The 21,688-nt window shown below is 68.5% G+C and carries 25 protein-coding genes; 11 read left to right on the forward strand and 14 right to left on the reverse strand.

Going from position 1 to position 21,688, the window contains the following annotated elements; translation table 11 throughout:
• Positions 1-116: 116 nt before the first annotated feature.
• Positions 117-986 (forward strand): ABC transporter substrate-binding protein, encoded by an 870-nt coding sequence (locus ACIA8G_RS40210; protein WP_396424045.1) that lies wholly within the window; start codon positions 117-119, stop codon positions 984-986.
• Positions 987-1,045: 59 nt separating this feature from the next.
• Here the strand turns inward: ACIA8G_RS40210 and ACIA8G_RS40215 are convergent, their stop codons facing one another.
• From ACIA8G_RS40215 to ACIA8G_RS40230, 4 genes are all read right to left on the reverse strand, one after another.
• Positions 1,046-1,864: a hypothetical protein gene (locus ACIA8G_RS40215; protein WP_396424046.1), complete on the reverse strand. Its 819-nt coding sequence runs from the start codon at positions 1,862-1,864 to the stop codon at positions 1,046-1,048.
• An 84-nt stretch (positions 1,865-1,948) separates the two neighbouring features.
• Positions 1,949-2,497, reverse strand: coding sequence for a hypothetical protein (locus ACIA8G_RS40220; RefSeq protein ID WP_396424047.1), 549 nt, complete (start codon positions 2,495-2,497; stop codon positions 1,949-1,951).
• A gap of 105 nt (positions 2,498-2,602) precedes the next feature.
• Positions 2,603-3,085 (reverse strand): hypothetical protein, encoded by a 483-nt coding sequence (locus ACIA8G_RS40225; protein WP_396424048.1) that lies wholly within the window; start codon positions 3,083-3,085, stop codon positions 2,603-2,605.
• A 50-nt stretch (positions 3,086-3,135) separates the two neighbouring features.
• Entirely contained in the window at positions 3,136-3,720 is a 585-nt protein-coding gene (locus tag ACIA8G_RS40230; protein ID WP_396424049.1) for a hypothetical protein, read from the reverse strand.
• 109 nt (positions 3,721-3,829) lie between these two features.
• Here ACIA8G_RS40230 and ACIA8G_RS40235 point away from each other — a divergent pair, with 109 nt between their 5' ends.
• On the forward strand, positions 3,830-5,470 hold the full coding sequence (locus ACIA8G_RS40235; protein ID WP_396424050.1) for a DNA repair helicase XPB: 1,641 nt from the start codon (positions 3,830-3,832) through the stop codon (positions 5,468-5,470).
• Complete coding sequence (locus ACIA8G_RS40240) at positions 5,467-5,895, forward strand: hypothetical protein (RefSeq protein ID WP_396424051.1); 429 nt, start codon at positions 5,467-5,469, stop codon at positions 5,893-5,895. Before ACIA8G_RS40235 ends, ACIA8G_RS40240 begins: the two co-directional genes overlap by 4 nt.
• Before the next feature lie 55 nt (positions 5,896-5,950).
• Here the strand turns inward: ACIA8G_RS40240 and ACIA8G_RS40245 are convergent, their stop codons facing one another.
• Together ACIA8G_RS40245 and ACIA8G_RS40250 are read right to left on the reverse strand one after the other, a co-directional pair.
• Positions 5,951-6,589, reverse strand: coding sequence for a phosphonatase-like hydrolase (locus ACIA8G_RS40245; protein ID WP_396424232.1), 639 nt, complete (start codon positions 6,587-6,589; stop codon positions 5,951-5,953).
• A complete protein-coding gene (locus ACIA8G_RS40250) occupies positions 6,589-7,335 on the reverse strand; it encodes a GntR family transcriptional regulator (protein ID WP_396424052.1) in 747 nt (248 codons plus the stop codon). Before ACIA8G_RS40250 ends, ACIA8G_RS40245 begins: the two co-directional genes overlap by 1 nt.
• A 96-nt stretch (positions 7,336-7,431) precedes the next feature.
• Here ACIA8G_RS40250 and ACIA8G_RS40255 point away from each other — a divergent pair, with 96 nt between their 5' ends.
• The 8 genes from ACIA8G_RS40255 (at position 7,432) to ACIA8G_RS40290 (ending at position 14,432) form a co-directional block, all read left to right on the forward strand.
• Positions 7,432-8,547 (forward strand): TIGR03364 family FAD-dependent oxidoreductase, encoded by a 1,116-nt coding sequence (locus tag ACIA8G_RS40255; RefSeq protein WP_396424053.1) that lies wholly within the window; start codon positions 7,432-7,434, stop codon positions 8,545-8,547.
• A complete protein-coding gene (locus ACIA8G_RS40260; RefSeq protein ID WP_396424054.1) occupies positions 8,547-9,431 on the forward strand; it encodes a phosphate/phosphite/phosphonate ABC transporter substrate-binding protein in 885 nt (294 codons plus the stop codon). The genes ACIA8G_RS40255 and ACIA8G_RS40260 overlap by 1 nt, the downstream gene beginning before the upstream one ends.
• Positions 9,431-10,048: a phosphonate ABC transporter ATP-binding protein gene (locus tag ACIA8G_RS40265; protein ID WP_396424055.1), complete on the forward strand. Its 618-nt coding sequence runs from the start codon at positions 9,431-9,433 to the stop codon at positions 10,046-10,048. The genes ACIA8G_RS40260 and ACIA8G_RS40265 overlap by 1 nt, the downstream gene beginning before the upstream one ends.
• Positions 10,045-10,830 (forward strand): phosphonate ABC transporter, permease protein PhnE, encoded by a 786-nt coding sequence (phnE, locus tag ACIA8G_RS40270; protein ID WP_396424056.1) that lies wholly within the window; start codon positions 10,045-10,047, stop codon positions 10,828-10,830. Before ACIA8G_RS40265 ends, phnE begins: the two co-directional genes overlap by 4 nt.
• Positions 10,831-10,907: 77 nt before the next feature.
• The gene (locus tag ACIA8G_RS40275) at positions 10,908-11,588 is read left to right on the forward strand and encodes a response regulator (protein ID WP_396424057.1); all 681 of its coding nucleotides are present in this window, start codon (positions 10,908-10,910) and stop codon (positions 11,586-11,588) included.
• The gene (locus ACIA8G_RS40280; protein ID WP_396424058.1) at positions 11,585-12,958 is read left to right on the forward strand and encodes an ATP-binding protein; all 1,374 of its coding nucleotides are present in this window, start codon (positions 11,585-11,587) and stop codon (positions 12,956-12,958) included. The genes ACIA8G_RS40275 and ACIA8G_RS40280 overlap by 4 nt, the downstream gene beginning before the upstream one ends.
• On the forward strand, positions 12,955-13,488 hold the full coding sequence (locus ACIA8G_RS40285; protein ID WP_396424059.1) for a hypothetical protein: 534 nt from the start codon (positions 12,955-12,957) through the stop codon (positions 13,486-13,488). Before ACIA8G_RS40280 ends, ACIA8G_RS40285 begins: the two co-directional genes overlap by 4 nt.
• An 8-nt stretch (positions 13,489-13,496) precedes the next feature.
• A complete protein-coding gene (locus ACIA8G_RS40290; protein ID WP_396424233.1) occupies positions 13,497-14,432 on the forward strand; it encodes an o-succinylbenzoate synthase in 936 nt (311 codons plus the stop codon).
• On the opposite strand, the gene ACIA8G_RS40295 is transcribed toward ACIA8G_RS40290, so the two are convergent.
• The 8 genes from ACIA8G_RS40295 to ACIA8G_RS40330 all read right to left on the reverse strand — a co-directional run bounded on the left by ACIA8G_RS40295 (position 14,420) and on the right by ACIA8G_RS40330 (position 21,670).
• Positions 14,420-14,977 carry a Uma2 family endonuclease gene (locus ACIA8G_RS40295; protein WP_396424060.1) on the reverse strand — a complete coding sequence of 186 codons (558 nt, stop codon included), beginning with the start codon at positions 14,975-14,977 and terminating at the stop codon, positions 14,420-14,422. The genes ACIA8G_RS40290 and ACIA8G_RS40295 overlap by 13 nt on opposite strands.
• Before the next feature lie 66 nt (positions 14,978-15,043).
• Positions 15,044-15,433, reverse strand: a complete 390-nt coding sequence (locus tag ACIA8G_RS40300; RefSeq protein ID WP_396424061.1) for a hypothetical protein — start codon at positions 15,431-15,433, stop codon at positions 15,044-15,046.
• The gene (locus tag ACIA8G_RS40305) at positions 15,420-16,076 is read right to left on the reverse strand and encodes a DUF433 domain-containing protein (protein ID WP_396424234.1); all 657 of its coding nucleotides are present in this window, start codon (positions 16,074-16,076) and stop codon (positions 15,420-15,422) included. The genes ACIA8G_RS40300 and ACIA8G_RS40305 overlap by 14 nt, the downstream gene beginning before the upstream one ends.
• 102 nt (positions 16,077-16,178) lie before the next feature.
• A complete protein-coding gene (locus ACIA8G_RS40310) occupies positions 16,179-17,294 on the reverse strand; it encodes a CapA family protein (RefSeq protein WP_396424062.1) in 1,116 nt (371 codons plus the stop codon).
• A 5-nt stretch (positions 17,295-17,299) separates the two neighbouring features.
• Positions 17,300-17,896, reverse strand: a complete 597-nt coding sequence (locus tag ACIA8G_RS40315) for an SRPBCC family protein (RefSeq protein ID WP_396424063.1) — start codon at positions 17,894-17,896, stop codon at positions 17,300-17,302.
• Positions 17,893-18,717, reverse strand: a complete 825-nt coding sequence (locus tag ACIA8G_RS40320; RefSeq protein ID WP_396424064.1) for an FAD binding domain-containing protein — start codon at positions 18,715-18,717, stop codon at positions 17,893-17,895. Before ACIA8G_RS40320 ends, ACIA8G_RS40315 begins: the two co-directional genes overlap by 4 nt.
• Positions 18,714-21,140 (reverse strand): xanthine dehydrogenase family protein molybdopterin-binding subunit, encoded by a 2,427-nt coding sequence (locus ACIA8G_RS40325; protein ID WP_396424065.1) that lies wholly within the window; start codon positions 21,138-21,140, stop codon positions 18,714-18,716. Before ACIA8G_RS40325 ends, ACIA8G_RS40320 begins: the two co-directional genes overlap by 4 nt.
• Positions 21,137-21,670: a (2Fe-2S)-binding protein gene (locus tag ACIA8G_RS40330; protein ID WP_396424066.1), complete on the reverse strand. Its 534-nt coding sequence runs from the start codon at positions 21,668-21,670 to the stop codon at positions 21,137-21,139. The genes ACIA8G_RS40325 and ACIA8G_RS40330 overlap by 4 nt, the downstream gene beginning before the upstream one ends.
• Positions 21,671-21,688: the final 18 nt, after the last annotated feature.

Below are 21,688 nucleotides of genomic sequence, written 5' to 3' on the forward strand. Positions count from 1 at the left end.
GAGGTGCCATGGCTACCCGAGCCAAAGCTCTGCGGCTTGCCGCAGTGCTCATCACATGCGTTCTGACCGCGAGCTGCAGCCTGTTCGGAAGTTCGTCGAACGGCGGAACGGCAGACGTGGAACGCGACACCCTGCGCATCGGCGTGCTGCCGGTCGTCGACGTGGCCCCGCTGCGTATCGCGTTGAACGAGAAGCTCTTCGAGAAGGCCGGTCTGCAGGTCAGCCTGATCACCCAGCCCAGCGAGGCCGAGGCGATCAAGCAGCTCGACACGACGCTCGACATCACCTGGGCCACGCACGTCAGCCTGTTCCGCTCGGTCGCCGACGGCGCCGAGCTGCAACTGCAGGGCGAGGCCTACCAGGCGGGTCCGAACTCGATGGCCCTGGTCACCCCGGCCAACTCGGACTACGACGACCCCGGCAAGCGGCCGGCGCCGACCATCGCGGTGAACAGCGAGACCGACATCGGCGCGCTGACCACGCGTGCCGTGCTGGACACCGCCGCGATCGAGAAGCAGAAGATCAAGTTCAGGTCGATGCCGTTCGCCGACATGGAGAACGCGCTGAAGTCCGGCACGGTCGACGCGGCGTTCATGATCGAACCGTTCATCACGAAGTCGCAGCGGAACATCGGCGCGAAGATCCTCACCGACACCGCGCGCGGCCCGACACTGGACTTCCCGATGTCCGGCTACGCGGCGTCGAAGAAGTTCGCCGAGGCGAACCCGAAGACGCTGAAGGTGTTCCGCGATGTGCTGCGTGAGGCGCAGCAGCGCGCGCAGGCCAACAAGCTCGCCGTGCAGGACTCGCTGACCAGCTACGCGGACGTCGACGGGCCCACTGCGGCACTCGTGTCCGTGGGCACCTTCCCGCTGTCGCTGAACCCGATCCGGCTCCAGCGGGTCGCGGACATGATGGACACCGAGGACGTGCTGTCCGGCCGTCTGGATGTGCAGCAGCTGCTGCCACCAGGCACCACCAACTAGCTGTCACCGGACATGCGAAAGGCGGGCCGTTCTCCGGCCCGCCTTTTCGTCGTTCCTGCTCACTGCCCCGCGACGGGGCTCAGGCAGTAGGTGATACCCGGTGCCGGTTCGGGGTACGAGACCGCGGTGGCCTCACCGCAGTCGGCGGTCGCGGCCTTGACCACCTTGTCGACCTTCACGACAGGCTCGAGGGTGGACTGCCCGGCAGTGCACTCGACCGCCTTCGTGTCCATGTTGATGGCGACCATCTCGTCCTTGTAGCACTTGCCCTCTTCGAGCTTCTCGACCAGGCAGAGCTTGAGGCCCGAGCTGCGGCGACCGGTCTCCGTGTAGGTGGAGTACTTGTCGCTCGGGCACGCGTCCGAGGTCGAGTTCATCGCCTTGCCGACGATGTAGTTCGCCTCGGGCGAACCGCAGTCGACCGCCTTGTACTTCGGGCTGAACGTGGTGCCCGTGAGGTTCGCGCAGTCGCCCGCCTTGGCCGACGGCTCGGTGAGGGCGCTCAGGCCACCGCCGATGACGGCCTTCACCAGCAGGACGCCGCCCACCAGCACGATGATGCCGATGAGCGAGCCGATGATCTTGCCGGCGCCGCCCTTCTTCTTCGGCGGCGGGCCGTAGGGCATGGGCTGGCCGGGCGGCATCTGGCCAGGCGGCATCTGACCGGGAGGCGGGCCGTACTGACCGGGCTGACCGGGCTGTCCCGGCTGCGGCTGGGCGTACGGGTCGCCGGGGTAGCCCTGCTGGGGCGCGCCCTGCGGCGGTCCGTAAGGCGGCGGCTGCTGACCGTAGGGCTGCTGGCCGTAAGGCTGCTGGGGCTGCTCACCGGGAGGCGGGCCGTATGGCCCCGGCTGCTGGGGGTAGTTGGGGGTAGTCACTTGATTCCTCTCCGATGGGTCGCACGAAAGACGGCGAAACCGGAGCCGTGAGACACGACTCCGGTTTCGCCGAGATCGAACCTGCTACGCGGGCGCACCAACGCAGTAGTGGAGCTTCGCCTCGGGGAAGGTGCGAACTTCCTCGGTCTCGGGGCACTGCGGTGCGGCAGCGTCCTTGACGACCTTCGTCACCTTGAAGGCGGCCGTGTCGTTGCACGTGACGGCCTTGGCGCCCACACCGCCGATGTTGTCGCCGTAGCACTTGCCCTCGGCGTAGAGCGGCGCGAGGCAGAGCTTCGTCTTCGGGCCACGACGCTGCGTCTGGGTGTACTCGTCGTAGTTGTCGCCGCACACCTCGCTGGTGCCGCCGGCCTTGGCGACCGTGTAGTTCGCGTCGGCAGCACCGCAGTCGACCTGCTTGTACTCCGGGCTGGCCGACGTGCCGGTGATGCTGGCGCAGTCCCCCACCTTCGCCTGCGCGACATCGCTGGTGAAGTAGTTGAAGCCGTAGATCGCGACGCCGGCCACGATCAGGCCGACGACGTAGGTCAGGATCCGCTTCCCGATGCTCGCCTTCTTGGGCGCGGGCTGCTGCTCCGCAGGTACGGGCGCAGCGGACTCAGTCGTGCTCATGCGGTTTCTCACTTCCGGATTACCCCAGATGGCCCATGCCCCCCGACACAGCCGGAGCAGAGAGTGCCACGCGGGCGAGAAAACCGCTGCCGCTTTACGGAAACGTTACTGCTGCTTGTCTCCACGCTCGAGGCAGAAGGTGACGGCGGGCTCCGGGAAGACCGCGGCGCGCGCGTCTCCGCAGGCAACGCCCTCGGTCTTGCCGCTGACGACCTTGGCGACCTTGACCGAGTCCTTGGTGGTGCACTCGACCCTGGCGATGCCGGTTTCGGAGTCCTGGCCGTAGCAGGCGCCCTCGACGAAGTTCGGCATGAGGCAGAAGGTGGAGTCGCCCGTGTACGTCGAGTAGTCCATGCCACCGGAAGGGCACTTGTCCTCGTTCCACGGCAGGATCTTGGCGATCTTGACGTTGGCCTTCTCCGAGGCGCAGTCCAGCGCCTGGTACTTCGGGTTGTCCAGCGCGCCGGAGATGCGCGCGCAGTCGCCGACCTGCGCCGCCTTCGCCACGTCCCCCAGCTGGTTCAGCACGAACCCGCCGAGCAGCACGAGCGCGAAGACAACAGCGATACCCAGGCCGACCTTCTTCATGGCCTGGGTATCGGCCGCGTCAGGTGATCAACTCAACCGAGTTCACCCGATCAGGATCCTTCGTGCACACCCATGCAGTAGACCGAGGCGGGCTCGCTGAAGCGCAACTCGCTCGACCCCTCGGGGCACACGGTGCCCTCCTCGGGGAGGCCGTCGACCTTCTTCACGATCTTCACCGGTGACTCCTGGGTGCACGCCTCCTTCTTGAAGGCGCCGTCGTCACCCGAGGTGTAGCAGTTGCCCTCGGCGAGGTTCGGCATCAGGCACAGCGAGTCGCCACCGGTCTTGACCGGCTCGTAGATGCCCTCGTCGGGGCACGGCTCCTCGGCGTTGGCCAGCAGCTTGGCGACCCGGTGCGTCGCGGCCGCGTCCCCGCAGCCCTCCGACTTGACGTTCCACTCGCCGTCCGGCTTGTCCACGTCCTTCGGCGACGCGCTCACGCAGTCGCCGACCTTGGTGCCGTTGAGCGCGGTGAGCGCCCACACGCCCCCACCGACCAGCACGACTGCCAGTACGCCGACGATGACGAACTTCAGCCAGTTGTTGTTCTTGGGCGACTCGTCGGTCTCGGCCTCCGTGGAAGCCGGCGCCACCGATGCAGGGGGCTCGACGGGATCAGTCGACTCGGTGCTCATGGGCGAGAACGTACGACACGTCGTGTTGGCTGCGTGTGTCGCCTCACACTTCCCGTCGCCAGTTGACGCAGGTCGAACGCATTTGGCGTCGTCAGGGAGACTTGTGCTCGTGACCGATGGCCCCTTGATCGTCCAGTCGGACAAGACGCTGCTGCTCGAGATCGACCACCCGCTCTCGAACGACGCGCGTACCGCCATCGCGCCGTTCGCCGAGCTGGAGCGAGCACCTGAGCACGTGCACACGTATCGCGTGACGCCGCTGGCATTGTGGAACGCCCGTGCGGCGGGCCACGACGCCGAGCAGGTGGTCGACGCGCTCGTGCGGTTCAGCCGCTACCCGGTGCCGCAGCCGTTGCTGGTGGACGTGGTCGACACGATGAGCCGGTTCGGGCGGCTGGTGCTCACCAACAGCCCGGTGCACGGGCTCGTCCTGCACTCCACCGACCGCGCGGTGCTGGAGGAGGTGCTTCGCCACAAGAAGGTCGCGCCGATGTTCGGCGCCAGGATCGACGACGACACGGTGATCGTGCACCCCAGCGAGCGCGGCCGGCTCAAGCAGCTGCTGCTCAAGGTGGGGTGGCCGGCCGAGGACCACGCCGGGTACGTCGACGGCGAGGCGCACCCGATCGAGCTGGACGAGAACGGCTGGAAGCTGCGCGACTACCAGCGCATGGCGGCGCAGGCGTTCTGGGCGGGCGGGTCGGGCGTCGTCGTCCTGCCGTGTGGCGCGGGCAAGACGCTCGTCGGCGCGGCGGCGATGGCCGAGGCGCAGGCGACCACGTTGATCCTGGTCACGAACACCGTGGCCGGGCGGCAGTGGAAGCGGGAGCTCATCGCGCGGACCTCGCTCACCGAGGAGGAGATCGGCGAGTACTCGGGCGAGCGCAAGGAGATCCGGCCGGTCACCATCGCGACCTACCAGGTGATCACCCGCAAGTCGAAGGGCGAGTACAAGCACCTGGAGCTGTTCGACTCGCGGGACTGGGGCCTGATCGTCTACGACGAGGTGCACCTGCTGCCCGCGCCGGTGTTCCGGATGACCGCCGACCTGCAGTCGCGCCGCCGCCTCGGGCTCACGGCGACCCTGGTGCGCGAAGACGGCCAGGAAGGCGACGTCTTCTCGTTGATCGGGCCGAAGCGGTACGACGTGCCGTGGCGCGACATCGAGGCGCAGGGCTGGATCGCTCCCGCCGAGTGCACCGAGGTCAGGGTGACGCTGACGGACAGCGAGCGGCTGCAGTACGCGACGGCCGAGCCGGAGGAGCGGTACAAGCTCTGCTCCACGGCGCGGACCAAGATCCCGGTGGTCAAGCGGGTGCTCGCACAGCATCCCGACGAGCCGGCTCTGGTGATCGGTGCTTACCTGGACCAGCTCGACGAGCTGGGAGAGGAGCTGGACGCACCGGTGATCAAGGGATCGACGAAGAACAGGGAGCGCGAGGAACTGTTCGACAAGTTCCGCAAGGGCGAACTGCAGACACTGGTGGTGTCCAAGGTCGCCAACTTCTCCATCGACCTGCCGGAGGCGTCGGTAGCGGTGCAGGTGTCCGGCACGTTCGGCTCCCGGCAGGAGGAGGCCCAGCGACTCGGCCGGCTGCTGCGCCCCAAGGGCGACGGCCGGCAGGCGCACTTCTACTCGGTCGTCGCGCGCGACACCCTCGACACCGAGTACGCCGCGCACCGGCAGCGGTTCCTGGCCGAGCAGGGGTACGCGTACAAGATCGTCGACGCGGACGACCTGGTCGGATGACGTTCTGGTGGATGTGGGACCCGGCCGGGACCGTGCCTGTGCGGCGGTTCCGCTCGGAGCTGTCGCTGGCCCGGTCGGCGCCGGACGCGCAGGTGGTCCGGTCGACCGACTTCACCTGCCCCGAGCAGCGCCGCCGTGCCACGGCCGTGCGTGCCGACTTCCTCGCCGTCACGGGTGACCCGGTGCAGGTGGCTCTCGTCGAGCAACGGCTCTGGATGCTGCTGACCGCACTGCGCCGGGCCCAGCCGATCCGCAACGCGCTGGCCGTGGCGGTGCCCAAGGCGGGGCGGGCCGCGCTGGTCGCCGAGCCGACCCGTGAGCTCGCGGAGTTCGACCGGCGGTTCGACCAGTTCGCGGTGGCGTTGCAGGTGCTGATCGCCGATCCGACTCCCGAACAGCTACGCCACACCGCCGCCCTCGACTAGCTGTTGGCGTCTGCAAGTACCGCCAACAGCCCTGTTGGTGGTACTTGCAGACGCCTCAAGCCAGCAGGGTGGGGATCTCGGCGACGCCTTTCAGCAGGTGCGTGTGCCGGACCGCGCCCAGTTCCTCCGCGGTCTGGCTGCCGGTGAGCACGCCGACCACGTACCTGGCGCCGGCGTTGTTGCCCGCATCCAGGTCGCGCACGGTGTCGCCGGCGGTCAGCACCCGGCGCACGTCCTGCACGCCGGTCCGCTCCATCGCCTTGAAGATCATGTACGGCGCGGGGCGGCCGGCGGGGACGTCGTCCACGCAGACGACCGCGTCCAGCACCCCCTCGCGCCACCCCAGCACGTCGAGCAGCCCGTCCACGATCGGCCGGTCGAACCCGGTCGTCAGCGCGACCTTCACACCGTTGGATCGCAGGTGTGCCAACGCCTCCGGCACGCCGGGCAGCGGTGCCGGCGGCGTCTCGGCGTAGAGCTTCGCCAGCCGGTCGTGGAAGTCGGCGAACTCGGCATCCACTTCGGAGCGGCCGAGCATCGACGAGATCGCCTCGTACTTGTCGGCCCCCATCCAGCGGCCGACGTCCCGCGCCGAGCCACCGGCCGCGATCACGGTGTCCGCCAGCGCGCGGTAGACGAGTCCGTGCTCCTGCACGGTGGTGCCGGCGATGTCCAGCACGACCAGGTCGACCATCACGAGGCCCTCCAGTCCCGCAGCAGCGCCGGGTGCGCCTGCTGGGAGTTCTCGATCGAGAAGCTGACCAGGTCCGGCCGGTAGCGGTCGTCCGAGTACTCCACCGGCCGTCCGTCCACTCCGGACGCACAGCGCCGCTCTCGCAGAAGCGGTGCCCCCAAAGCGACTTCCAGCAGTTCGCTGTCGGTCTCGTCCGCCGCGACGGCGTCGATCTGGTGGCGCGCGACGGTCATGTCCACGCCCTGTTCCCCCAGGTGCGCGTAGAGCGAGCCGCTGTCGCAATCGAAGTCGAACAGCAGCCGCCCCACCGGTTCCACGAACGTCGTGCGCTCCAGCATCGTGGGCCTGCCGTCGATCAGCCGCTGCCGCAGCAGTTGCACGACCGGCGTGCCCTCGTCGAGCGCGAGCGCGTCGGCGACCTCGGCGTCCGCCGGGCGGCGCGCGATCTCCAGGGTTCGTTGCCCCGGCACGTGTCCGACACCGGCGGCCCAGCTGGAGAACGACAGGAACGTCTCGAACGGCTGCGACAACGTGTGCCTGCGAACCACCGCGGGCTTGCCGCGGCCGCCGCCGATCATGCCCTCCGCGCGGAGTGTTGTGAGTGCTTGCCGGACCGGCGCGCGCGAGGCGTTCCACTGCGCGCACAGCTGCGATTCGGACGGCACCTGGGCGCCGACAGCCAGCTCACCCGAGGCGATGCGGCGCCGCAGATCGGCCGCTATCCGCTCGTGCAGGGGCATCTCCATGCCGCCAACCATACATGTCATAACAAGTCTGAACTCCAAGTGAACACATCAGAACAGCCATTGACCCTCGTCAGGCCGCCGCTCATCGTTCTTGTCATGACAAGTGTGGACCTGGTGGTCGTCGGCGCGGGGATCGTCGGGCTCGCGCACGCCTGGCACGCGGTGCGGGAAGGCCTCTCCGTCACCGTGGTCGAGCGCGACGAGCACGCGGCCGGAGCGTCCGTGCGCAACTTCGGGCACGGCTGCTTCACCGCCCAGGACGGGGTGGCCTTCGGGTACGCGATGGCCGCGCGCGAGGAGTGGCTGAAGCTCGCCCAGGAGGCCGGCTTCTGGCTCCGCGAGTCCGGCACGCTCGTGGTGGCCCGCTCGGAGGACGAGCTCGCGGCGCTGGAGGAGTTCGCCGAGGTCCGCGACGTTCAACTGTTGAACAATCCAACAAGCAGATCGTTCAACGATCCAAATGTAGAATTGTTGAACAATCCTTCGATCCTCGGCGCGGCCCTGCTCCCCCTCGACATCCGCGTCGATCCTCGCGAAGCCGTCCACGCGATCGCCGGATTGTTGAACAATCGCGGCGTCCAGTTCCAGTGGTCGACCAACGTGCTCACGGTCGAGCCGGGCCTGGTCCGCACCGCGCGCGGCGAGATCCGGTGCCGGGCTGCGGTCGTCGCGGTCGGGCACGACGTCGACAGGTTCTTCCCCGGCCTCGCCGAGCGGCACGAGGTGCAGCGCTGCCAGCTGCGGATGCTGCGCGTCGCGCACGGCGGCGTGATCGACCCGGCGGTGCTGACCGGGTTCTCGATGCTGCGCTACGAGGCGTTCAACCGCTGCCCCAGCACCGAGAAGGTCCGCGAACGCCTCACCAGCGACCACCCGGAACTCGTCGAGGCCGGGCTGAACCTGATGTTCACCCAGCTCCCCGACGGTTCGCTCACGATCGGCGACACCCACCACTACAGCCGCACCGTCGAGCCCTACCGGCCGGAGCACCTGGACGACCTCGTGCTCACCGAGACGGCTCGGTTGCTCGGCGTCCCCGCCCTGAAAGTCCTCGAACGCTGGCGCGGCATCTACGCGTCCGCCCCCGAACCCTTCCTGACCGCGACGCCCGCTCCTTCGATCAGGGCCGTCTCGGTCACCTCCGGCATCGGCATGACCACCGCGCTCGGCCTCGCCCCGGCCGTGCTCGACGACCTCCTCCAGGAGATGTGATGAGAGCCATCAGCGTCGTACTCGCCGCGACACTGGCCCTGACAGCCTGTGGCACAACGGACTCCGCTTCAGGTGGTGACTGCCCCAACAGCGGCAAGGTGCGCTTCGGCGTCGAGCCCTACGAGGACCCGGAGAAGCTCAAACCCGCCTACGACGTGCTCGCGAAGGCGTTGGCCGCCAAGCTCGGCTGCGAGGTCGAGCTGCAGGTGGTCGACGACTACGCGGCCGAGGTGCTGGCGATGCGCAACGGCAAGCTGGAGATCGCCCAGTTCGGCCCGCTCGGCTACGTCTTCGCGTCGCAGAAGGCCAGGGCCGAGCCCCTCGCCTCGTTCGCCGACGGCTCCGGCAAGCTCACCAGCTACACCGCCGGCATCTGGGTCGCGAAGGACTCGCCGGCGCAGAAGATCGAAGACCTGCAAGGGAAATCGCTCGCGTTGAGCAGCGTCGGCTCCGCCTCCGGTGACGCGCTTCCCCGCTTCGGCCTGAAGAAGCACAACGTCAGCGACGTGAAGCTCGACTACGCGGGCGGTCACCCGGAGGCGATGCTCGCGCTGCTCAACGGCAAGGTCGACGCCGCCGAGATCAACAGCCAGCAGCTCGCCACCGCCAAGGCGGCCGGCACGTTCGACGAGACGAAGTTCCGGCAGATCTGGAAGTCCGAGCCGATCCCGAACGACCCGATCACCGTGCGCGGCGACCTCGGCCAGGAGTTCAAGGACCGGGTGCGCAAGGCGTTGCTGGAGCTTTCGCCCGCCGACGTCGAGAAGGTCGGCGCGTTCCTCGACGTCACCCCGCCGGGACCGCTCGTGCAGGTGAACAACGACACCTACCAGGTGCTCTTCGACCTCGCGGCCACGCTCGGGCTCAAAGAAGAGGACGTCTGATGCTGGCGATCCGCAGCCTGCGCAAGTCGTTCGGCGGCCGGGTCGTGCTGGCCGGGTTCGACCTCTCGGTCGAGGCCGGGGAGTTCGTGGCGCTGCTCGGGCCGAACGGCTCGGGCAAGTCCACGGCGCTGCGCTGCGTCGTCGGGCTGGAGACCCCGGACGGTGGCTCGATCGACGTCGGCGGGAACGCCGCGATGGTGTTCCAGAAGATCCACCTCGTCGGCCGCCGCACCGCGCTGGACAACGTGTGTTCCGGTGCTTTGGGCCGGCTTCCGCTGCACCGCTCGTTGTTCTTCCCGCAGGACGTGCGGGAAGAGGCGATGCGGTGCCTGGACCGGGTCGGGCTCGCGGACCGCGCGCTGGACCGCTGCGCGCGGCTTTCCGGTGGCCAGCAACAACGTGTGGCGGTCGCTCGGGCGTTGTGCCAGCGCGCCAACGTGATCCTCGCCGACGAGCCGGTGTCGGCACTCGATCCTCAGGCCGCGGTCCAGGTGATGGAGCTGCTGGTGGACCTGGCGGCCGAGGGCCTGGCGGTCGTGGCGGTGCTGCACCAGCCGGAGCTCGCGCGCACATACGCGCACCGGATCGTGGAGATGCAGACGGTGGTGGCGGCATGACGCACGTGGTTCCGCGCCGCCGCTGGCCTTCGACCACCGTCTGGGTCGTCGTCGCGGTGGTTCTCGCCGTGCACGTACTTGCCTGGCAGGCCACGGAGTTCTCCCCCGCCGCGCTCATCGCGGGGTGGAGCGGCATGGCGGACTTCCTCGCCCAGTCGCTGCCGCCGGACGTCTCGGTGCTCGGGAAGTCCCTGGAAGCAGCGGTGATCACCCTCTACATCGGACTGCTCGGCACGACGTTCTCGATCCCGTTCGCGTTGGTGCTGGCACTGGTGGCGTCGAGGGCGACGACTTCGGCGGTGTGGGCCCAGCAGGCGGCCCGCGCGGTGCTGTCGTTCCTGCGCTCGGTTCCGGACGTGGTGTTCGCGCTGATCTTCGTGACGGCGGTCGGGCTCGGACCGTTCGCGGGCGTGCTGGCGTTGGTGTTCCACAACACCGGCGTGATGGGCAAGCTCTGGGCGGAGGCGATGGACGAGAGCGACCGCGGGCCGCGCGAGGCGTTGCGGGTGACCGGTGCGTCCGGTCCGCAGATCGCGTTGCACGCGGTGCTCCCGACCGTGCTCCCGTCACTGGCCGGACTGCTGCTCTACCGGCTGGACGTGAACGTGCGCTCGTCGCTCGTGCTCGGCCTGGTCGGCGCGGGCGGGATCGGGTTCCTGATCAACCAGTCGATCAAGCTGTTCCGGTTCGACGAGATGGTCACGCACATCCTCGTGGTGCTGCTTCTCGTTGTCGTGGTCGATCAGGCTTCTGCGTTCGTGCGCCGGCGACTAGGTGCTTGACCTGCGCACGAGCGGCCGTTACGCAACGATGACACGGCAAGCACGTCCTCATGAGACCCGTCGGGAAGGCTGGAGGTATGCCGCGCGTACTGCTGATCGAGGACGACGAAGCGGTCCGTGAGGGACTGTCGCTCGCCCTGACCTACCAGGGACACACCGTGGACGCGGTGCGCACGGGCGAGGAGGGACTCGAACTGCTCAGCAGCATCGCGCCGGACGTGGTGGTGCTCGACCTGATGCTGCCGGGCGTGGACGGCTTCGAGGTGTGCCGCCGCATCCGCGCCTCCGGCGATCTTCCGATCATCATGCTGACCGCGCGCAACGACGACATCGACGTGGTCGCGGGGCTGGAGGCGGGCGCCGACGACTACGTGGCCAAGCCCGCGCAGGCCCGTGTGCTGGAGGCCCGCATCCGCGCGGTGCTGCGCCGTTCGTCGGTGTCCGTGCATGAGGTCGTGACCGAGCGCTACGGCGACCTGACCATCGACCGCGACGGACTCGTGGTGACGCGGCTCGGCCAGCCGGTCTCGCTGGCCCCCACGGAACTGCGGCTGCTGCTGGAGCTGTCCTCGTCGCCGGGCAGGGTGATGTCACGCCAGCAGCTGCTGGAGTCCGTGTGGGACCAGGGCTACCTCGGCGACTCGCGCCTGGTCGACGCCTGCGTGCAACGGTTGCGCTCGAAGATCGAGGACGACCCGGCGGCCCCGCTGTACGTGCAGACCGTACGAGGCTTCGGCTACCGCTTCGGGCCGCTGTGACGCTGCGCCTGCGGCTGCTGCTCGCCTTCGCGTTCCTCTCGGTGGTGACCGCCGCCGCGGTAGCCGGCGCCGGCTACGTCCAGGCCCGCGACGCCATCGTGCAGCGGGCCCAGGACAACGCCGTCATCGAGACGACGAACCGCGTCGAACAGCTCTACCCGCTGCCGGCCAGGCCACCCGACGTCGCCGCCCTGGAACGCATCGCCGGACGGGTCTCCGGGCGCGAGGGCATGGCCTACGCGCAGGCCAACGGCCTCTCGGCGGGCTCGATGAACCCCGCGGTGATCACCGCCGAGCTGCGGTCCCTGGTGGCGTCCGGGTACGTCGGCTGGCAGCGCGTCCCGTACGAGGGCGGCGTGTGGCTGGTCGTGGGCATGCAGCTGCGGGTTTCCAGCGGCGGGGCCTCCGGCATCGAGGTGTACGTGCTGCGACCGTTCACGTCGGAGATGCAGGTGGTCAGCGATCTCGCCCGCAACGCGTGGCTCATCGGCGGCGCCGGACTGGTGCTGGCCCTCCTGCTGGGCCTGCTGGCAGCACGGGGCGTGCTTCGGCCAGTGCGCGAGCTGCGAATGGGGGCCTGGCAGCTCGGGCAGGGCGACCTGTCCACGCGCGTGCCGGTGCGGGGCCGCGACGAACTGGCCGAGGTGGCGTCGACGTTCAACAGCACGGCCGCCTCGCTGGAGCACCACGTCGGCGAGCTGCGACGGATGGAAGCAGACGCACGCCGGTTCGTGGCAGACGTGTCACACGAGCTGCGCACGCCGCTGTCCGCGATGACCGCGGTGACCGACGTGCTGGACGCCGAGACCGCGGGCCTGCCCGGCGTCGCGGGGCAGGCGGCGCGGCTGGTGAACCGCGAGACGCAGAACCTGACCCGGCTGGTGAACGACCTGATCGAGGTCACGAGGTTCGACTCGGGCACGGCCGCCCTCGCCCTGGACGACGTCGACGTGGCCGAGGTGGTGCGGGCGACGTTGCGGATGAGGGGCTTCGACGTCTCGGCCTCACTGCCGACCGATGTGCGCGCCCGGCTGGATCCGCGCCGGTTGGACGTGATCGTGGCGAACCTGGTCGGGAACGCGCTGCGGCACGGTGCCCCGCCGGTGACGGTGTCGCTGTCGGTGCTGGATTCGTCGTTGACGATCGAGGTGGCGGACTCCGGGCCCGGCCTGCCCGCGGACGTGTTGCCGCACGTGTTCGCGCGGTTCTATAAGGCCGATTCGGCTCGTGGGCGGTCGGAGGGTAGCGGGCTCGGGCTGGCTATCGCCTGGGAGAACGCTCGGTTGCACGGGGGGACGCTCGTGGCGGAGAACCGGGCGGGTGGTGGGGCGTTGTTCACGCTTCGGTTGCCGTTGGGGGGTGAGCGGTGAGGCCGGAAACTGTCGGTGCTGCCTGGGATAATGGAAACAGGGGGACCCCCTGGAGGGGACCCCTGCGTGAGCTTGGCCGCAAGGCGCGCGTCCTGGCCCTCCTGACAGCCCTGACCCTCCTGACCGCCTGCGGCATCCGCCCAACCGAGCCGATCACCGGCCTCCAAGCCCCCAGCGGCCCGGTAGAAAACGCCTCCCCCTCCCTCTACTGGCTCTTCGAAGGCAAGATCATCGCCGTCACCCGCCCCCAAGGCAGCCTGAGCGGCTTCGACGTCATCGCCCTGCTGGCCCAGGGCCCCAACAACGCCGAACGGGCCCGCGGCCTCTCCACCGAAGTCCCGTTCGACGCCGCACCCGCCACCGTCGACCGGGTCGCCAACGGCCTCGACGTCAGGATCTCCACCGACGTCTCGCTGCTCAGCACCGCGGCCGTGCAGCAGATCGTCTGCACCCTGCTCGGCATCCAGGCCGTCGGCACCGTGAACCTGCGCGGCGGCGGCCATTCGCTCGAGTTCCAGAAGTGCGCTTGAATCGCCGCGTGCACGTCTACTCCATCCCGATGCGCGCGCGGTTTCGCGGCATCACCCAGCGCACCGGCCTGCTGATCGAAGGGCCGGCCGGGTGGGGCGAGTTCTGCCCGTTCGAGGAGTACGACGACGCCGAGTCCATGCCGTGGCTCGCCTGCGCTCTCGAGGCCGCGAACGAGGGCTGGCCCGCCCCGGTTCGCGACCGCATCCCGGTGAACTGCACGGTGCCGGTCGTCAGCCCGGAGAAGGCGCACGAGATCGTCAAACGGTCGGGCTGCTCCACGGCCAAGGTGAAGGTCGCCGAGTCGACCCTCGACGAGGACTGCGCGCGGCTCGAGGCCGTGCGGGACGCGCTGGGACCTCAGGGCTTCGTGCGGGTCGACGCGAACATGATGTGGGACGTCGACAGGGCCGTCGCCGCGATCAAGGCCATGGACCGGGCCGCCGGCGGACTCCAGTACGTGGAGCAGCCGTGCCGGACGCTCGACGAGCTCGCGCTGGTCCGCCGGAGTGTGAACGTGCCGATCGCCGCGGATGAGTCGATCCGCAAGGCCGAGGATCCGCTCAAGGTGGCCGTGTCGGGTGCCGCGGACATCGCGGTGATCAAGGTGGCGCCGCTTGGTGGGGTGCGGAAGGCGCTGGAGGTGGCCGAGGCGTGCGGGCTGCCGTGTGTGGTGTCGTCCGCTCTTGAGACGTCTGTGGGGATGGCGGCTGGGATCGCGCTGGCTGCAGCGTTGCCTGGGCTCGATTACGCGTGTGGGTTGGCGACTCTTCAGCTGCTGGACGGGGATGTCACCAGCGACTCGGTCACGCCCGTTGACGGGTTTCTGCCGGTGCTCACGAAGGCGCCGACACCTGACCGTGTCGGGGAGTTCGTGAGTGAGGACGCCGAGCGCTGGATCAACCGGTACGGCCGGGTGAAGAGCAGGCTCGGTCAGACGAGCTGATCAACGCGGATCTTCAGCGAGAACGGTTCGAGCGCACCAGCGACGGCCGGTGCCTCCTGGTAGCGGGACTCGGTGAGCCGCAGAGCCGTGAGCGAGACCTGCTCGGGGACAGTGACGTCGACGATCCAGTAGAACGGGATTCCGGCGTCGGCGTACTCGTCGCGCTTCACGTTGTAGTCCGTGCGGCGGGAGTCCGGCGCCACCACCTCCACCACGAGCATCACCTCCGCGGCTCGGATGACACCGCCCACGCGAGAGGTCCGCGTCACCGCGGCCTTGGGCACGACCACCAGGTCGGGCCGCCGGGAGAAGCCGGGCGCGCTGGAGGGCACGAGCTCGAGATCGATGTCGATCCGCGGGATGACGTGGAAGTCGGCCGGCAGTTGGGAGCGAAGTTGAAAGCCGAGCTCCGCCGACGCGATCTGGTGGGCAGCCGAGCCGTTGGGCGAGAGCAGCACCTTGCCTTCGTGCAGCTCGGTGTAGCCCCACTCGATTTCGCCGAGGTCCAGGTACTCGGACACGGTCCGCAGACGGGCGTCGTTCAATTGTATGCCCCCACTTGTTCGAGTGACCGCTACACCCCACACCCACCAAGACGACTCCGCCACAGCTCACGGCCAGGTGCGGCGAATACCGTCTGCGGACACCGCGTAAATCGCTGGGCCACCTCGCACGATCGCACGGTGAATGGCGTCTCTCGCGTTGTGGAAGCGACTGATCATCTCTGATCGACGAAGCTGCTGGTTGTCCAGGTAGAAGAGGACAGCAGCGCGAACTTCGATCGGTGCGCGCTCGGCGCGACGTCCCCTGATTCGGCCGTCCTTGCACATCGGCACCCAACCGCGCTCCAACCCATAGGTCAGCCAGACCTCATCTTCGGTCTGCTGCGCGTCATCGGGAAAGTGGTCCGTTATGCGATGAACCTGCCAGCCGAGCTCACGCAAGCCGTCCGCGACGCCACGACCAAGGCCCCTGTCGAGAAAAAACTCAGGCAACGACACGCTGGGCAGCTCGGCAAATCGACTCGGCTTGTTCGGTGGTCAGGTCGTACTCGTAGGCGACTTCCTCGAGCGAGTCGCCCGCCAGCCACATGTCGACAACCGCATCCACTGGTACGTGGTTGGACTCAATGACCGGCGCTCCCCACCCAAACCGGGGATCAATAATCACAGGAGCTACGTCGGAATATTGTCGCAGCCTCAGAGTCGACGCGAACTCGTCGTTCGAGTCCCAGCCGATGTACCTGAGATACCCGTCCAGTACCTCACGAATGGGCCGTTGCTGATCGCCGACGCGTGCGATATCGCCATGCGCGTAGTCGAGAAAGATGTCGATACCGTCGGTCACGATCTTCCTGGTTGCCAGCCCGTAAGGTGTTTTGAACTCTCTGCGCACAGCCTCAGCCGCGTCACGGATCTTGTGCTTACGCAGGCCAAGATCACGCAAAGAGCGAAGGACGTAAGCCTCGACCACGGCTACGAACGGAACCGAAGGCCAGCCGCGGCGCTCGGGCGTCACACGATGCACGAGCGGCGAACCGTCAGCTTCCTCAGCCAGCCAGAAGTAGAGCGTGGAACGCGGAATCTGGAGATGCCGAGCGGTCTCTCTCGGAGTCAGCAGCGGATCATGGAACTTGTCGACCATCACGACACCTCCTCTCAGGCGTACGTTCTGAATCCTATCCCTGGGCACGCCAGACCTCGGTCGTTCGCCTCAAACTGGGCCGAGACCCACCCGTCCGTGTGATCACGGCTTAGCCCTGGACAGCCCCTGCCCATTGGCCCCCAAGCTGAACACCACACCCTCGGTCCGATTGATCGCCTCAGTCCGCCGCCCAGAAGCCGGCACCCGAGTCAGATCAACCAACCGAATAGGCGGCCCCAACTCAACCAACGTCGGCGTATAAGAGGCCTCGACAACAGACCACCCCTCCGCCCCCTGCTCGAACTTGAACCGCGCGATCACCCCTTCCTCGGTGACCCCACGAGGCTCAGCGTGCCGGGCAACCTCGTTCCCCAGCCCATACGCGACCCACTTCTTGCCGATCTTCTCGAACGGCTGCACCACGTGCACATGCGTACCGATGATCAGATCCAACGCGGGATCGGCCAGCAACTGGCGGGCCAGGGCCTTCTGATCGGCAGTGGCCTCGTGCTGATACTCGTTGCCCCACTGCACAGACAGCACAACAACCTCAGCACCGGCAGCACGAGCCGCACGGGCGTCGGCCAGGATCTTGGTGGCGTTGATCTGGTTCGCGCGCCACGGCTGGGGCAGCGGGATGCCGTTGAAGCCGTAGGTGAACGAGAGCTGGGCGACCTTCACCCCGCCCGCGTCGAGGATCAGCGGCGCGGCCGACTCCTCCGGCGTGCGGAACGAGCCCGTGTGCTTCAGGCCGACGGCGTCCATCGCGTCCAGCGTCGTCTGGATTGCCGAGACACCGCGGTCCAGCGTGTGGTTCGAGGCCGTCGAGCACGCGTCGTAACCCACGTCGACCAGGCCTTTCGCTACCTCGGGCGGCGCCAGGAAGGACGGGTAGCCGAAGAACGGGCCCTCCTTCTTGCCCAGCGGCACCTCGAGGTGGCACAGGGACAGGTCGGCCTTCAGCGTGTCCTTGATCCCCGAGAACAGCGGCAGGAAGTCGCGGCCGGCGGCACCGCCGTCGGCGACGGCCTGGTCGGTCAGCGCCGGGTGGATCAGCACATCGCCGCCCGCGGTCAGCACGAAGGAACGCGGCGGTGGCGGGCCCGATGACGTGGGAGTGGAGGGCGTCAGCGGTGCGGTGGTGATGACCACCGGGGAACCCGTGCACGCGGACAGCGCAAAGCCGGTGGCCAGCACGAAGGCCGACCACCGGACCACCGGCTTCAGCGCTGCCGCCTGCGCCGCAGGACCACGAACAGCACGACGGCCAGCACCGCGGCCGCGATGGGTAGCACGCGCTTCAGGACCGGTACGCCTGCGGTGTCGATCAGGTCGATCGGCTCGTCGGGGACCACTCGGAGATGCTGCTGTTGCGCCACCTCGTCAGGATCCACGGAACCCAGCGTGCCCGCCAGGCATTCGGCGAACTGGTCGACGAGCCTGCCGCTGACCTCGGCGATCAGGCCGCGGCCGAGTTGGGCCGGACGGCCCGTCACGCTCAGTTCCGTCTCGACCTCGACCGTTTCGCCTACCTGGAACGTCACCACGGCCGCTGCCGTGCCGTTGCCGCGGGTGTCCTTACCTGCGGCTTTGAGCACGGCGCGGCGCAGCACCGGATCGATCTCCACGAACTCGCCGCTCCCCCGGTACAGCAGTCGCACCGGGCCGAGCTTCACCTGCACCTCCCCGTTGAACGTCTTGCCGTCGACCGAGGTCAACGAGGCACCCGGCAGGCACGGCGCCACCCGTTCGGGGTCGAGCAGCGCCTCCCACACCTCCTCGGCCGGAGCGGGTGCCTTGAACGAGTGCGTCAGCTTCATCCCGCTACCGCCGCCGTCAGTGCGCGGCCGGTCAGCACTCGAGCCAGGTTGTCCTTGTAGGCGTCACCGGTCGATGCCCGCAGTGCGGCCGCGGAGATCGACTCGGCGGTGGCGGGCTGCCCGACCAGGGCCTCCTCCACCTCGGTGGCACGCACGGGGCCCGCGCCGACGTTCGTCAGGCCGACCCTGGCCGCGGTGATCGAACCGCCGCTGACCTGCACGGCCGCCGCGACGGCGACGATCGACCACGCCTGCGCGACCCGGTTGAGCTTCTCGTAGTGCGCGCCCCAGCCGGTGTACTTGGGCACCCTGATGTCGATCAGGATCTCGTCGGGCGCGAGCGCCGTCTCGAAGTAGCCGACGAAGAACTCCGAGGCGGGCACCTCACGACGGCCGCCGGGGCCTGCGATGATCATCACGGCGTCCAGCGCCAGCGCGGGGGCCAGCAGGTCGCCTGCCGGGTCCGCGTGGCACAGCGAGCCGCCGAACGTGCCGCGGTGCCGGACCTGCGGGTCGGCCACCGTGTCCGTGACCAGCCTGAGCAACAGCGCGTGGTCCTGGATCAGGTGGTCGCGCTGCACCTCGTAATGCGTGGTCATGGCACCGATCAGCAACGAGTCGCCATCGTCGCGCACGCCCGTCAGCTCGGTCAGGCCACCGATGTCGATCAACGCCGTGGGCGCCGCCAGCCGCATGCGCAGCACCGGCACGAGCGACTGCCCGCCCGCGATGATCTTGGCTTCCTCGCCTTCCTGGGCGAGCATCCGCACCGCTTCGTCCACAGAGGACGGGAAGAGGTACTTGAACTCCGCCGGGTTCATGACGGTTCTCCCGTCGCGTCGATGGAACCGAGCCCACCGGCGGCCACGTCATCCGCGACGTCGGTCGACCGGCCCTGCAACGCGCGCCAGACCCGTTCCGGCGAACACGGCATCTCGATGTCGCGCACACCCAGGTGCCGCACGGCGTCGAGAATCCCGTTCACCACGGCTGGCGTCGACGCGATGGTGCCAGCCTCGCCGACTCCCTTGACTCCCAACGGGTTCGACGTCGCCGGCGTCGCGGTCCGGGCGGTCAGGAAAGCAGGCAGATCCGCGGCGGAAGGCACCAGGTAGTCGGCCAGCGTCGCCGTCGTCAGCGTGCCCGTCTCGTCGTGGACGGCCTCCTCGTACAACGCCTGCGCGATGCCCTGCGCCAGCCCGCCGTGGACCTGACCGTCGACGATCAACGGGTTCACGACCGTGCCGACGTCATCGACCGCCACGTACGTGCGGATGCGCACCATCCCGGTCTCGGTGTCGACTTCCGTTGCGCACAAATGGGTTCCGTGCGGGAACGAGAAGTTGTCCGGGTCGAACGTGGCATCGGCGTCCATGCCGGGTTCCATGCCCTCGGGCAGGTCGTGCGCGACATGGGCGGCCAGCACGACATCGCCCAACGTGCGCACAGTCGAAGTGCCGCGCACACCGAACGACCCGGAAGCGAACTCCACGTCCGACTCGTCGCACTCCATCATGTGCGCGGCCAGCCGCCGTGCCTTCGCGAGCACCTTGTCCGCGGCGTGCACCAGAGCGGTGCCACCAACGGCCAGCGAGCGCGATCCGTAGCTGTCCATACCGCGATGTGACGACGCCGTGTCGCCGTGCAGCACCTCGACGTCGTCGAACGGCACGCCGAGCCGGTCAGCGACGATCTGCGACCACACCGTCTCGTGGCCCTGCCCGTGCGGCGACGTCCCGGTGATCACCTCGACCTTGCCGGTGGGCAGCATCCTGATCGACGCGGACTCCCACCCACCTGCGGCATAACGCAAAGCGCCCAGGACACGGGACGGCGCGAGGCCGCACATCTCGGTGTACGTGGAGATTCCGATGCCGAGCTGCACCACCGAGCCGTCCGCACGACGGCGGGTCTGCTCCTCGCGCAGTTCGTCGTACCCGAACAGCTCCAGCGCGCGAGCCGTCGCGGCCTCGTAGTTGCCGGAGTCGTAGGTCATGCCGGCGACCGTGGTGAACGGGAACTCCTCGTGCTTGATCCAGTTCTGCCGGCGGAGCTCGAGCGGGTCCCGGCCCAGTTCGACCGCGAGCTCGTCCATCATCCGCTCGATCGCGAACGTGGCTTCCGGCCGTCCGGCGCCGCGGTAGGCGTCGGTGGGCACCTTGTTCGTGAACACGTTGGTGCACACGAACCGGTAGGCCGCGAACTTGTAGATCGCGTTGAACATGAACGCACCGAGGATCGGGACACCCGGCGTGACCAGCCGCAGGTACGCGCCCATGTCGGCGAGCAACTCGACCTTGAGGCCGGTCACCGTGCCGTCGCGGCGGGCGGACAGCGTGATCTTCTGGATCTGGTCGCGGCCGTGGTGCGCGGACACCATCGACTCGGTGCGCGTCTCGGTCCACTTCACCGGACGGCCCATCCGCCGCGCGACCAGCAGGCAGAGCAGCTCTTCCGGGGTGACCTGGAGCTTGCCGCCGAACCCGCCGCCGACGTCCGGCGCGATCACTCGGATCTTGTGCTCGGCGATGCCGCTGACCGCGGACAACATCCAGCGCAGGATGTGCGGGATCTGCGTCGCGGACCAGACGGTGAACATGTCGGAACTCGGGTCCACGACGACCGAACGCGGCTCCATGAACGACGGAATCAGCCGCTGCTGCCGGAACGTCCTCTCCAGCACCACTTCGGCGGAGGCGAACTCGTCCTCGACATTGGTGCCGCTGCCAGCCTCCGCGGAGTCGAAGACCCACGTGGCGCACTTGTTCGTGCCGAGATCCGGATGCACCAGATCCTTGTCCTGCAAGGCTTCCTGCATGTCGAGCACGACCGGCAGCTCGTCGTAGTCGACGTCGATCGCGGCCAGCGCGTCCGCCGCGCGGTAGGCGTTGTCGGCGATCACCAGAGCGATGGCCTCACCGGCGAAGTTGACCTGGTCGACGGCCAGCGCGGGCGCGGGCGGCGCCTTCATGTCCTCGGTGATCGGCCACGCGCACGGCAGCGAACCCTGTTCGTCAGCGAAGTCCTGGCCCGTGAACACGATCGCCACGCCGGGCATCGCGGTGGCTCGGCTGCAGTCGATGTTGCGGATGCGGGCGTGTGCGACGGGGCTGCGCAGCACGGCCATGTGCAGCATTCCGGTGAGCTGGAGGTTGTCGGTCCACCTGGTCTGACCGGTGATCAGCCGTGCGTCTTCCTTGCGGAGCCGGGCCTTGCCCACTTCCGGTTCCGCGGTGGCGGTCATTCGCCACCTACCGGTTGTTTCGAGACGACGTGGTCGTCCGTGTGCCGTTCCATGTCCGGCCCGGCGCCCGGACGCATCCGGTGTGCCGCGTCCTGGACCGCGCGGACGATGTTCTGGTAGCCCGTGCAGCGGCAGAGGTTGCCCTCCAGGCCCTTCCGCACGGTCTCGTCGTCGGGATCCGGTTCGTCGGCGAGCAGGTCGATCGCCTGCATGATCATGCCGGGCGTGCAGAATCCGCACTGCAACGCGTGGTTGGCGCGGAACGCCTCCTGCACCGGGTGCAGCCTGCCTTCGCGGGCGAGGCCTTCGATCGTGGTCACCTCGTGCCCGTTCGCCTGCACGGCGAACATCTGGCACGACTTCACGCTGTGGCCGTCAAGATGGACGGTGCAGGCGCCGCAGTTGCCGGTGTCGCAACCGACGACCGTACCGGTTTTGCCCAATCGCTCCCGCAGGTAGTGCACGAGCAGGAGCCGGGGTTCGACCTCGTCGGCGTACGTCACTCCGTCGACGTTGACCGAGATGTGCATTGAACCCTCCCAGGGTGG

This window comes from Lentzea sp. NPDC051213, from assembly GCF_044455585.1.
Classification (GTDB): domain Bacteria; phylum Actinomycetota; class Actinomycetes; order Mycobacteriales; family Pseudonocardiaceae; genus Lentzea.

What these genes read in the sequence shown, in the direction of transcription:
- ACIA8G_RS40230 (WP_396424049.1), bottom strand. Translation starts at nt 3,720, where the DNA reads ATGAGCACCGAGTCGACTGATCCCGTCGAGCCCCCTGCATCGGTGGCG.
- ACIA8G_RS40245 (WP_396424232.1), bottom strand. Translation starts at nt 6,589, where the DNA reads ATGGTCGACCTGGTCGTGCTGGACATCGCCGGCACCACCGTGCAGGAG.
- ACIA8G_RS40320 (WP_396424064.1), bottom strand. Translation starts at nt 18,717, where the DNA reads ATGAACCCGGCGGAGTTCAAGTACCTCTTCCCGTCCTCTGTGGACGAA.
- ACIA8G_RS40255 (WP_396424053.1), top strand. Translation starts at nt 7,432, where the DNA reads ATGACAAGTGTGGACCTGGTGGTCGTCGGCGCGGGGATCGTCGGGCTC.
- ACIA8G_RS40260 (WP_396424054.1), top strand. Translation starts at nt 8,547, where the DNA reads ATGAGAGCCATCAGCGTCGTACTCGCCGCGACACTGGCCCTGACAGCC.
- ACIA8G_RS40240 (WP_396424051.1), top strand. Translation starts at nt 5,467, where the DNA reads ATGACGTTCTGGTGGATGTGGGACCCGGCCGGGACCGTGCCTGTGCGG.
- ACIA8G_RS40265 (WP_396424055.1), top strand. Translation starts at nt 9,431, where the DNA reads ATGCTGGCGATCCGCAGCCTGCGCAAGTCGTTCGGCGGCCGGGTCGTG.
- ACIA8G_RS40250 (WP_396424052.1), bottom strand. Translation starts at nt 7,335, where the DNA reads ATGGAGATGCCCCTGCACGAGCGGATAGCGGCCGATCTGCGGCGCCGC.
- ACIA8G_RS40225 (WP_396424048.1), bottom strand. Translation starts at nt 3,085, where the DNA reads ATGAAGAAGGTCGGCCTGGGTATCGCTGTTGTCTTCGCGCTCGTGCTG.
- ACIA8G_RS40305 (WP_396424234.1), bottom strand. Translation starts at nt 16,076, where the DNA reads ATGGTCGACAAGTTCCATGATCCGCTGCTGACTCCGAGAGAGACCGCT.
- ACIA8G_RS40330 (WP_396424066.1), bottom strand. Translation starts at nt 21,670, where the DNA reads ATGCACATCTCGGTCAACGTCGACGGAGTGACGTACGCCGACGAGGTC.
- ACIA8G_RS40220 (WP_396424047.1), bottom strand. Translation starts at nt 2,497, where the DNA reads ATGAGCACGACTGAGTCCGCTGCGCCCGTACCTGCGGAGCAGCAGCCC.
- phnE (WP_396424056.1), top strand. Translation starts at nt 10,045, where the DNA reads ATGACGCACGTGGTTCCGCGCCGCCGCTGGCCTTCGACCACCGTCTGG.
- ACIA8G_RS40275 (WP_396424057.1), top strand. Translation starts at nt 10,908, where the DNA reads ATGCCGCGCGTACTGCTGATCGAGGACGACGAAGCGGTCCGTGAGGGA.
- ACIA8G_RS40325 (WP_396424065.1), bottom strand. Translation starts at nt 21,140, where the DNA reads ATGACCGCCACCGCGGAACCGGAAGTGGGCAAGGCCCGGCTCCGCAAG.
- ACIA8G_RS40315 (WP_396424063.1), bottom strand. Translation starts at nt 17,896, where the DNA reads ATGAAGCTGACGCACTCGTTCAAGGCACCCGCTCCGGCCGAGGAGGTG.